Genomic DNA, 9,801 nt, shown 5'->3' on the forward strand with positions numbered 1-9,801 from the left:
CCCGCGCCGTTCGGGCCGACGATGCCGAACACCTCCCCCTCCTCGACGGAGAAGTCGCTGTCGACGACGGCCGCGAAGTCGCCGTACGTCTTCCGCAACCCCGCCACCTCGATCATGGAGACTGGTCGTCCGCGGGCCGGGTTAAACCCACCTCCGCGGCTATCACCCGCGAGAACGGAACCGAGGGAGCCGCGTCGCTCGCGGCACCGGAGCGGAACCGCTCGGACCGTCGGAAGCCGCGGGTCGACATCGACGCTCCGGCGGCCGAGAAGTCCCGACGGTTCGTCCGCGTCAGTCGGTGTACGGCTTCTCGATGTTCGCGTCGCCGCTGATGTACGCGTTCATCCGACGGGTGATCCCGTCGAACAACGTGATGAGCGGCGAGAGGACGCGCTCGACGAGTCGGACCGGCGACGCGATCCGCAGCGACCACGTCTCGGCGTTTCCGAGGCCGAACGCCTTGGGGACGATCTCGCCGAACAAGAGGACGAGAACGCTCGTACAGACGGTCGTCACCACGACCGCGGCGCCGGAGGGGAGGTGGCTGGCGACCAGAACGGTCACGATACTCGAGATGGCGATGTTGACGACGTTGTTACCGACGAGCAGCGTCACCAGCAGTCGATGGGGGTCGTCGTAGAGTTCCTTCAGGACGTGTCCCCGCGGGTCGTCCGAGTCGGCCTGCCGCTCGAACCACTCCGCCGGAAGCGAGAAGATCGCGGTCTCAGAGCTCGAGAAGAACGCGCTGAATCCCAGTAGCACCGTTACCGCGACGATCCCGGCCAACCCGAGTGCGACTCCGACCATACGGTGTATTTAAAAACGACCTCAAAGAGGGTGTCGGCCGGGCGCGATAGGCTCAGGGTCGCTCCGCTCCCGATTCGGCGTACGACGCGCCGCTGGTCGGCCGCGTCGTCAGAACTGGGCAGTCGGTGTCGGTGCGTTACTCCTCTTCTTCCTCTTCCTCGACCGGGCCTCGGCCTCGTTCCCAGACTCGCTTGGCCGATGTGTCGTGCGGTGCAGTGTGCGAGACGTCTTTCATGGTGTCGCGGTCGTCTGCCATATTGGACTAGTCTAGCGATGATCCCCGTATTAACCCTTCGTGGAAAGAGATAATGAGTCCTGATACCATTTAAGGTATTAATATACGTCGGCTTAACTACGACGAGATCGTTTGACGGATCGTGAATTACCGGTCTCGTTCGAACGATAAATCGGACGGACGTTTCGATTTCGACGGGGGTTTGGACCTCGAAGGGCTTTGCGGCCCGAGCGGGTCCGGCGGCGAGTCCGCGTCGACGGTCGTCCGGGAGGGAACGACGCTCGCCGTGGGTCGCGACGTCGCGGTCCCGCCGTCGGTCGCCGCCGAGGCCCTCCGCGACACCCGCACCTGGCCGGACTGGGGGCCGGCGATCGACGCGGTCGAGAGCGACGACCGCTACGTGACTCGGGGGACGAGGGGACGGGTCCGGGTCGGCGGCGCGTGGGTCCCGTTCCGCGTGACCGCGTGCAACGGGCGGCGCTGGGACTGGCGGGTCGCCGGGATCCCGGCGACCGGCCACCGCGTCGACAGCTACGCCGGGGCGTCCGACCGCAGCCGCGTCGTCGTCGAGGTGCCGATCGCCGCGGCCTGGTACGTCCCGGTCTGTCGGCGCGCGCTCGACCGGTTCGCGGCGCTCGTGGAGGACGAGACCGAGGGCTAGCGGACTGCGAGGGGAGTCCGTCGAGCGGACGAGAGCGACCGAACTGCGACGACGCCGCGCTACGGCGGCCGCTCCAGCTCGTACCGGTCGTCGGTGCTCGCGTACCAGCCGCCGGCGAGCCGGCCGACCGTGTCGAGCCGGTCCACGTCGATCGCCCCGTCGGTAAGCGCCGCCTCGGCGACGTGGGCGTACACGACCTCGCCGAGCACCAGCGTCGAGGTGCCGATCTCGACGGCGTCGTACAGCCGGCACTCCAGGCTCACGGCCGCCGCGGCCACCCGGGGCGCGTCGACGCGCGCCGACGGCGCGCGGTCGATCCCGACGTGATCGAACTCGCTCTCCCCCGCCTCGAGCGTCGCGCTCGACGCGTTCATCGCCTCGACGACGTCCTCGGTGACGACGTTGACGACGAACGCCTCCGTCTCCAGGGCGTTCGCGAGCGTGTCCTTCGGGTCGGCCGCGGTCGCCACCGGCGAGAACGCGACGACCGGCGGGTCGATCGCGACGGTGTTGAAGAAGCTGTACGGCGCGAGGTTCTCGCCGGCCGGGCCCCGCGAGGAGACCCACGCGATCGGGCGCGGCGTCACCGCGGTCGAGAGCAGGCGGTACGGCGACCCGAAGGCGTCCGGCTCGCCGCTGCGGTGAGACGCCCCGGTCGCCTCGGTCACCGGGTCGTCGTCGGAGCGTTCGTCAGCGAAGCGCTCGTCCGCCATTCAGCTCTCGTACCCCTCGGCGAACGGGTCGATCTCCTCGCTGCCGGGCTCCTCCTCGTCGCGGGTGAACCCCGGCCCCTCCGTCGCCAGCTCGAAGACGAGCCCGTCGGGGTCGCTGAAGTAGATGCTCTTGAAGTAGGTGCGGTCTTTCACCTCGGAGACGCGCACCTCCTGTTCGCGGAGGTGCGCCTGCCACTCGCGGAGCGTCTCCTCGTCCGCGACGCCGAACGCGAAGTGGTGGCTCGCGCCCGGGCCGGGCGCGCCCTGCGAGTTCGGGTACTCGAAGTAGGTGACGTTGGTCCCCGGCTCCCCCGCCGGCGTGGACGAGAAGTAGTAGTGGGGCGTCCCCGGGTCGTCGTAGTTCTGGGTCCGCTTGACCGTGTGCCAGCCGAGCGCGTCCTCGTAGAACGCGACCGTCTCGTCCATGTCGGTGCAGATGTTCGTCACGTGGTGCAGTCCGGTGGTGGGCGGGGCGTCGGTCATGATCGTGTAATCGAGTGGTCGCGGAGTCAGTTAGTGGTACTGGCGGCTCGGAACCGCGGTCAGAAGACGGGACGGTCGGCTCGGCGCGGCCGCGTTCAGTACGGCGCGGTCGCGTTCAGTTCGGCGCGGTCCGGGCCGTTCAGAACAGGCCGATCCCCAGCGCGTAGGGCCACGCGGTGCCGCCGACGGCGAGCAGCGCGACCGCGGCGCCGGCGCCGTAGACGTTCTTGAGGAAGCCCGTCATCTCGTTCTGCTTCTCCTCCGGGTCGTCGACCGACCAGAAGTCGTGCATCGTCACGGCCGAGACGAGCAGGAAGGCGGCGAGCGCGCCGGCCGCGAGCACGGGGAAGACGCCGACGACGATTCCGAGCCCGCCGAGCACGAGCACGAGCCCGGAGGCGACCACCGAGAAGCGGGGCGCCGGGAGCCCCTTGAACTCGGCGTAACCGGCCATGGTGTCGACGTCCATGAAGTGGTTCAGGCCCATGAACGCGAGCGTCGCGCCGAACAGGATCCGGCCGATAAGGAACAGTTCGCCCGCGAGCGGGGCGTCGATCTGTAGCGGTAGCGTCGTGAATTCAGCTAACATCGTGTAACTACGTATACGGACGTAACCTATTTATCGCTTCCCGGACAATAGTGTAAGTAGGTAACACCGATGTCATCGCAGGACCTCGCCGGCTCCGATCCGGCGGAAACGACAGAGACGCAGGCCGAGACGGGCGACGCGTCCGCCCCGGACACCCCGTGCCCCGTCGTCGACTCGCTCGAACAGATCGGCTCGCGCTGGCGGCTCGTCGTCCTCCACGAGCTGTTGAACGGCGAGTCGCGGTTCAACGAGCTCAAGCGCGAGACGGACGCGAACGCACGGACCCTCTCGCGCGTGCTCGACGACCTCCAGGAGACCGGTTTCGTCGACCGCCGGCTCGAAGAGGAGTCGCCGGTGGCGACGTACTACAGCCTCACGCCGAAGGGGGAGTCGCTCGCGCCCGTCTTCGAGGAGATCGACGACTGGGCCCACGAGTGGCTCGCCGAATGTAGCGGGTAGAATCCGATGACGCGGTCGGCGATCGGTTATAAGTGGAACTCGGTTTCACTGCTGTTTGTTTATAAGCGGTTGCTGATGGATCGAGGGTGAACACCCCCCAAAGCCCCAACCGCGAGGGCTCGCGCCTCTGGAGCCGGCGGCGGAGCCGCCGGCGACTGCCCCTTTGAGTCCCACCCGACCGCACCTCGACTGCAGCCTCGCGCCTCCCCAGCCTCGCCGCGGCCGCCAATGGCGGCCGCGGGCTCCCTCGCGCGTGCGGTTCGCGGCCCGAGGGGCCGCTCACAGGCACGCGCCGCCGCACTGCTCATTTTTATAAGCGTCAGTGCCGGCGTTCGCCCTTCTTATAAACCGCGTCGCCGGCCACCGGCTCCCGCCGGCGAAACGCACACGTTACCTCGGTCCGTACGGATCCGCGTGTACGCCGGACTGAAAAACACCCCCTGTTGCCTCTGCGGTCGCGACGACACCCACACCCGGATCGCGGTGCCGCCGCGGGCGCTCACGCTGATGGAGAACGGCGGCCCCATCTCGTGGCGCGACGTGGTCGAGACGGTGACGATCCGCTTCTGCGCCGACGACTGGGAGCTCGTGAGCGACCTCGCCATCGAGATGGACGCCCACCCGCTCTCGCGGTGCAACGCGGCGCACGTCTCGCTCGACCTCCGCGAGGACCACGAGGCCCTGCTGTCGGCGGTGAAAGGCGAAACCGATCAGACCGAGCTGGAGTCACGGCTGGCGGCCGAGGCCGAGGCGACGCTCGACGCGGTCGACGACCCCTACACCGAGGAGCGCGACGTTGTCGAAGCGATCGTGGTGTTGCGCGCGCTGGAGGAGCTGGGCGTCCGCGACCGTCCCGGCGATCGAGTCACGCCCTAGGACGGCGAGCGGTCCTCGCGCGACGAGCGGTCTTCGCGCAGCCAACCGTCACCGTTCGTCGGTCACCACCGCACCTCGAACCCGTCCAGCCCCTCCGGCTCCTCGTACGTCGCGTCGACGTCGTCGACGTCGGCCGCCTTACTCCCCGTCTCGCACCACGCGACCGTCTCCCGGACCGCGTCCTCCGGTCCCTCGAAGACGGCCTCGACGCGCCCGTCGTCGAGGTTGCGCACCCAGCCGTCGACCCCCTTCTCGCGGGCGGTGTCGCGGGTCGTCGCACGGTAGTAGACGCCCTGCACGCGTCCCGAGACGTACACGTGCGCTCGCCTGCGGTCGGACATACGCCGAGCGTGGGCCCGCCGCGGTCTTAAACGCGACGCCCGACGCCCGAGGCGTTGCGGCCGCGGTCGACGGCCCGCAACCGACGACTTCTAACGAACGGCCGCCGACACCGCGGGTATGGACCTGTTCGGAACCGCGGGGATCCGCGGAAGCGCGACGGAGCGGGTCACCCCCGAGCTCGCGCTCGCGGTGGGACGCGCCGTCGCGGCGGAGATACGGCAGGACGCTGAGACCGACGGAGAGGGGTCGACGGCGGACGACTCGCGCCCCGCCGAAATCGCGCTCGCCCGCGACGGTCGCGTGACCGGGCCCGCGCTCGCGGCGACGATGGAGTCGGGGCTCGCGTCGGGCGGCGTCCGCGTTGTGCGCGCGGGGCGGCTCCCGACGCCGGCGCTCGCGCACGCCTCGCGGGGGCGGTACGGAGTCATGCTCACCGCCTCGCACAACCCGCCGACCGACAACGGGATCAAGCTGTTCCGCGACGGCAGCGAGTTCGACCGCGAGGCCGAGCGCGCCGTCGAGGAGCGCGTGGCGGGCGAGGCGCCGCCGGCGGCGTGGGACGCGTGGACCGAGGCGGAGCGCGTCGACCCGCTCGACGGGTACCTCGCCGACGTCCGCGCGTACGCGGAGCGGTTCGGCGCCCCGCTCGACGGGCTCCGGGTCGCGGTGGACTGCGGGAACGGGATGGCTGCGCCGGCGACACCGACCGCGCTCCGCGAGATGGGCGCCGAGGTCGTCACGCTCAACGGGAACGTCGACGGCCACTTCCCCGGGCGCGGGAGCAAGCCGACCCCGGAGACGCTGCGGGACCTCCGGGCGTTCGTGGCCGACGCCAACGAGGGCGTCGCTGACCCGGGCCGCCGGACTGTGAGCGACGACGACGCCGAGGGCGGCGAGGGCGACGGGAACGACGACCCGGAGGGGTTCGCCTTCGGGATCGGGCACGACGGCGACGCAGACCGGATCGTCATCGTCGACGCCGACGGCGAGGTCGTCCACGAGGACACCGTCCTCGCGATGCTCGCGGAGCGGTACACGCGAGAGAGCGACGCCGCCGACCCCGTGGTCGTCACGACGCCGAACGCCTCGGGGCGGATCGACGAGCGCGTCCGCGAGGCGGGCGGGCGCGTCGAGCGAGTGCGCCTGGGCGCGCTCCACGAGGGCATCGCCGCGGTCCGGAATGACGCGACCGAGGCCGGCGCCCTCGGAGAGGCGGGCGCGGTCGGAGAGGCGGGCGCCGCCGGAGAAGTTGGAACCGACACCCGCGTCGTCTTCGCCGCGGAGCCGTGGAAGCACATCCACGTCGGCCTCGGCGAGTGGATCGACGGCGTCGCCTCGGCGGCCGTGATCGCTCGACTCGTCGCCGACGAGGGGCTCGACGGCCTGCGCGAGCCGATCACGGAGCGCCCGTACCGCAAGGCCAGCGTCGACTGCCCGGACGACGCCAAGACCGGCGCGATGGAGCGGCTGGAGACGGCGCTCCCGGAGGCGTTCCCCGGCGCGACCGTGGACACCGACCACGGGGTGCGCCTGGAGTTCCCGGACGCGTCGTGGACGCTCGTCCGTCCCTCGGGCACGGAGCCGTACGTCAGGGTGTACGCCGAGAGCGACGACGTCGCCGACCTGATCGCCGACGTCGAGCGCGTCGTCGCCGAGGCGGTGGCCGCGGTCGAGAACGCGTAACCCGCCGGCCGCCACGGACACGTCCGGGGGGTGCTGAAACGCGGGGCGGATCGACCGAATCGGCGACGTGGCCTCCGTCCTTCTCCGAGAACGGCCGCTCTCGGGCGCCGAGAGCGACGAATTTATGCCGTGTTCCCACTCCCTTGTACCTGACATGGTATCCGACCTCGATCGGCGGCGGTTCGTCAAGGCGGCAAGCGCAGCGGGCCTCATCGGCCTGACGGGCTGCAGCGGCGGCCCGAGCGACGACGGCTCGGACGGCTCCGACGACGGTTCTGACGGGTCCGACGGCTCCGACGGGATGGACGGCAACGACTCGGAGGACGGGTCCGACGGCGAGGACGGCGGGAGCGGCCCGGCGGCGAACGTCGGGATGGTGTACGCGACCGGCGGCCTCGGCGACGGGTCGTTCAACGACCAGGCCCAGCAGGGGGCGATACAGGCGGAAGACGAGCTGGACATCTCGTTCCAGGAGGCGCAGCCGGACGAGGTGTCGCAGTTCAGCACGTTCCAGCAGCAGTTCGCGGAGTCGACCGATCCGGACTACGACCTGGTGTGCTGTATCGGCTTCCTCCAGGCCGACTCGCTGTCAGACACGTCCGAGTCGTACCCGGACCAGGACTTCATGATCGTCGACTCGGTCGTCGACGCGGACAACGTCGCGAGCTACACGTTCAAGGAACACGAGGGATCGTACCTCGGGGGCCTGATGGCGAGCCTGCTCACCACCCGCGACTTCTCGGCGGGCGCGGGCTCGACCGCGGGCGACTCCACGAACGTCGGCTTCGTCGGCGGCGTCGAGTCCGACCTGATCCGGAAGTTCCAGGCCGGCTTCGAGGCGGGCGTCGCCGCCGGCAGCGACGACGTCGACGTCAGCGTCAACTACACCGGGAGCTTCAACGACCCCGCGGCGGGTCGCGAGGCGGCGACCGCGATGTACAACAGCGGCGCCGACATCGTCTACCACGCCTCGGGTAACACCGGAACCGGCGTCTTCCAGGCCGCGCAGGAGCAGGAGAAGTTCGCCATCGGCGTCGACCGCGACCAGTCGGTCACGCGCCCCGACTACGCCGACGTCATCCTCGGGAGCATGGTCAAGCGCGTCGACACGGCCGTCTACAACGCGATCGACGCGACCGTCGACGAGGAGTTCCCGGGGGGCTCGAACGTCGCGCTGGGCCTCGACAACGAGGGCGTCGCGCTCGTCTACGGCGACCAGCTCGGCTCCGAGATCCCCAGCGACGTCCAGGACGAGGTCGCGACCGCGCGCGAGGACATCATCGCCGGCGACATCGACGTCCCATCGGAGGTCTAACGCGGCGCGACGTCGACGTTCCCTCCGAAATGTAGCGCTCGGGACAGGTACTCCGGTCCGGTGTACCGCCCGGACCGGAGCATATCCAAACATATTCACCCGCCCTCAAACCAGAGGGTACTAGACCAATGGCCACAGCCGTCCACCTCGACGGGATCACGAAGCGGTTTCCCGGGGTCGTGGCGAACGACGACGTCGACCTCGAAGTCGAGCGCGGCACCGTCCACGCCCTCCTCGGCGAGAACGGGGCCGGCAAGACGACGCTGATGAACGTTCTTTACGGCCTCTACGAACCGACGTCGGGGGAGGTACGGCTCGACGGCGAGCCGCGCGAGTTCGGCTCGCCGCGGGACGCGATCGACGCCGGGATCGGGATGATCCACCAGCACTTCATGCTCGTCGACCCGATGACCGTCACCGAGAACATCACGCTCGGCAACGAGCCGCGGAAGTGGGGCGGGCTCGCCGTCGACCGGGCGGGATCGCGCGAGGCCGTCGTCGACCTCGCCGACCGCTACGGGTTCGACGTCGATCCCGACGCGCGGATCGAGGACGTTTCGGTCGGCGAGCAGCAGCGCGTCGAGATCCTGAAGGCGCTGTACCGCGGCGCCGACACGCTGATCCTCGACGAGCCGACCGCCGTGTTGACCCCCCAAGAGGTCGACGAGCTGTTCGACGTGCTCACCGAACTCACCTCACAGGGCAAGACGATCATCTTCATCACCCACAAGCTCGGCGAGGCGATGCGCGCGGCCGACGAGATATCCGTCCTCCGAGACGGACGGAAGGTCGGGACCGTCGACGCGGACGCGACCAGCCAGGAGGAGCTCGCGGAGCTGATGGTCGGTCGCGAGGTCCTCTTGGACGTCGACCACGGGACCGCGGAGACGGGCGAGGTCGTCGCCTCGGCCTCGGACGTCGTCGTCGAGGACGAGCGCGGGGTTCGCGCGGTCGACGGCGTCTCGTTCGAGGTCCGAGCCGGCGAGGTGTTCGGGATCGCCGGCGTGGACGGCAACGGGCAGTCAGAGCTCGTCGAGTCGGTGACCGGCCTTCGGACCCCCGACGCGGGCGAGATCCGGTTCCGCGGCGAGGACGTCACGACCGCCTCGCGGCGGCAGCGAATTGAGGCCGGCATGGCGTACATCCCCGAGGACCGGCAGGACCGCGGCCTCGTGATGGAGTTCGACCTGGTCGAGAACGGACTGTTGGGGAGCCAGCACGGCCGCGAGCTCGCCTCCAACGGTCGGATCGACTGGCCGAAGACGCGGGGGCACGCGGAGGCGATCATCGACGAGTACGACGTCCGACCGCCGGACGCCGACGCCGAGGCGGAGTCGCTCTCCGGCGGCAACCAGCAGAAGTTCATCGTCGGCCGGGAGTTCGAGCGCGACCCCGAGCTCGTCGTCGCCTCCCACCCGACCCGAGGGGTCGACGTCGGATCGATCGAGTTCATCCACGAGCGGCTGCTGGAGCTCCGTCGCCAGGGCGTGGCGATCCTCCTCGTCTCCTCGAAGCTGGAGGAGGTACAGGGGCTCTCGGACCGGCTGGCCGTCGCCTACGAGGGCGAGTTCGTCGACGTGGTCGACCCCGACGAGACGACCGAGGAGGAGCTCGGTCTGCTGATGGCCGGCGAGCGGC

At 69.9% G+C, this 9,801-nt stretch carries 11 protein-coding genes and 1 pseudogene; 6 read left to right on the forward strand and 6 right to left on the reverse strand.

Annotation, left to right across the window (positions count from 1 at the left end; genetic code table 11):
* Positions 1 to 116: pseudogene (locus tag DJ75_RS19160) on the reverse strand (ABC transporter ATP-binding protein); the annotation flags it as partial.
* 175 nt (positions 117 to 291) lie between these two features.
* Positions 292 to 807 (reverse strand): CNNM domain-containing protein, encoded by a 516-nt coding sequence (locus tag DJ75_RS12065; protein WP_094524705.1) that lies wholly within the window; start codon positions 805 to 807, stop codon positions 292 to 294.
* Positions 808 to 1,244: 437 nt separating this feature from the next.
* Between DJ75_RS12065 and DJ75_RS12070 the strand changes: the two genes are divergently transcribed.
* A complete protein-coding gene (locus DJ75_RS12070; RefSeq protein WP_094524706.1) occupies positions 1,245 to 1,703 on the forward strand; it encodes an SRPBCC family protein in 459 nt (152 codons plus the stop codon).
* Positions 1,704 to 1,762: 59 nt separating this feature from the next.
* On the opposite strand, the gene DJ75_RS12075 is transcribed toward DJ75_RS12070, so the two are convergent.
* From DJ75_RS12075 to DJ75_RS12085, 3 genes are all read right to left on the reverse strand, one after another.
* The gene (locus DJ75_RS12075; protein WP_094524707.1) at positions 1,763 to 2,416 is read right to left on the reverse strand and encodes a flavin reductase family protein; all 654 of its coding nucleotides are present in this window, start codon (positions 2,414 to 2,416) and stop codon (positions 1,763 to 1,765) included.
* On the reverse strand, positions 2,417 to 2,899 hold the full coding sequence (locus DJ75_RS12080; RefSeq protein WP_094524708.1) for a VOC family protein: 483 nt from the start codon (positions 2,897 to 2,899) through the stop codon (positions 2,417 to 2,419).
* Positions 2,900 to 3,038: 139 nt separating this feature from the next.
* Positions 3,039 to 3,488 carry a DoxX family membrane protein gene (locus DJ75_RS12085; protein ID WP_094524709.1) on the reverse strand — a complete coding sequence of 150 codons (450 nt, stop codon included), beginning with the start codon at positions 3,486 to 3,488 and terminating at the stop codon, positions 3,039 to 3,041.
* Between the two features lie 69 nt (positions 3,489 to 3,557).
* Between DJ75_RS12085 and DJ75_RS12090 the strand changes: the two genes are divergently transcribed.
* Complete coding sequence (locus tag DJ75_RS12090) at positions 3,558 to 3,947, forward strand: helix-turn-helix domain-containing protein (protein WP_094524710.1); 390 nt, start codon at positions 3,558 to 3,560, stop codon at positions 3,945 to 3,947.
* A gap of 414 nt (positions 3,948 to 4,361) precedes the next feature.
* Positions 4,362 to 4,823, forward strand: a complete 462-nt coding sequence (locus DJ75_RS12095) for a hypothetical protein (protein ID WP_094524711.1) — start codon at positions 4,362 to 4,364, stop codon at positions 4,821 to 4,823.
* Positions 4,824 to 4,885: 62 nt separating this feature from the next.
* Here DJ75_RS12095 and DJ75_RS12100 read toward each other — a convergent pair whose 3' ends face one another.
* On the reverse strand, positions 4,886 to 5,164 hold the full coding sequence (locus DJ75_RS12100; protein WP_094524712.1) for an acylphosphatase: 279 nt from the start codon (positions 5,162 to 5,164) through the stop codon (positions 4,886 to 4,888).
* 118 nt (positions 5,165 to 5,282) lie between these two features.
* Between DJ75_RS12100 and DJ75_RS12105 the strand changes: the two genes are divergently transcribed.
* The 3 genes from DJ75_RS12105 to DJ75_RS12115 all read left to right on the forward strand — a co-directional run.
* Positions 5,283 to 6,848, forward strand: a complete 1,566-nt coding sequence (locus DJ75_RS12105) for a phosphomannomutase (RefSeq protein WP_094524713.1) — start codon at positions 5,283 to 5,285, stop codon at positions 6,846 to 6,848.
* A gap of 154 nt (positions 6,849 to 7,002) precedes the next feature.
* Positions 7,003 to 8,163, forward strand: coding sequence for a BMP family protein (locus DJ75_RS12110; RefSeq protein ID WP_094524714.1), 1,161 nt, complete (start codon positions 7,003 to 7,005; stop codon positions 8,161 to 8,163).
* Between the two features lie 128 nt (positions 8,164 to 8,291).
* A partial coding sequence (locus DJ75_RS12115) for an ABC transporter ATP-binding protein (protein ID WP_094524715.1) occupies positions 8,292 to 9,801 on the forward strand: 1,510 nt, incomplete at its 3' end.

Origin of the sequence: Halorubrum sp. Eb13, assembly GCF_002252895.1 — an archaeon.
Taxonomy (GTDB): domain Archaea; phylum Halobacteriota; class Halobacteria; order Halobacteriales; family Haloferacaceae; genus Halorubrum.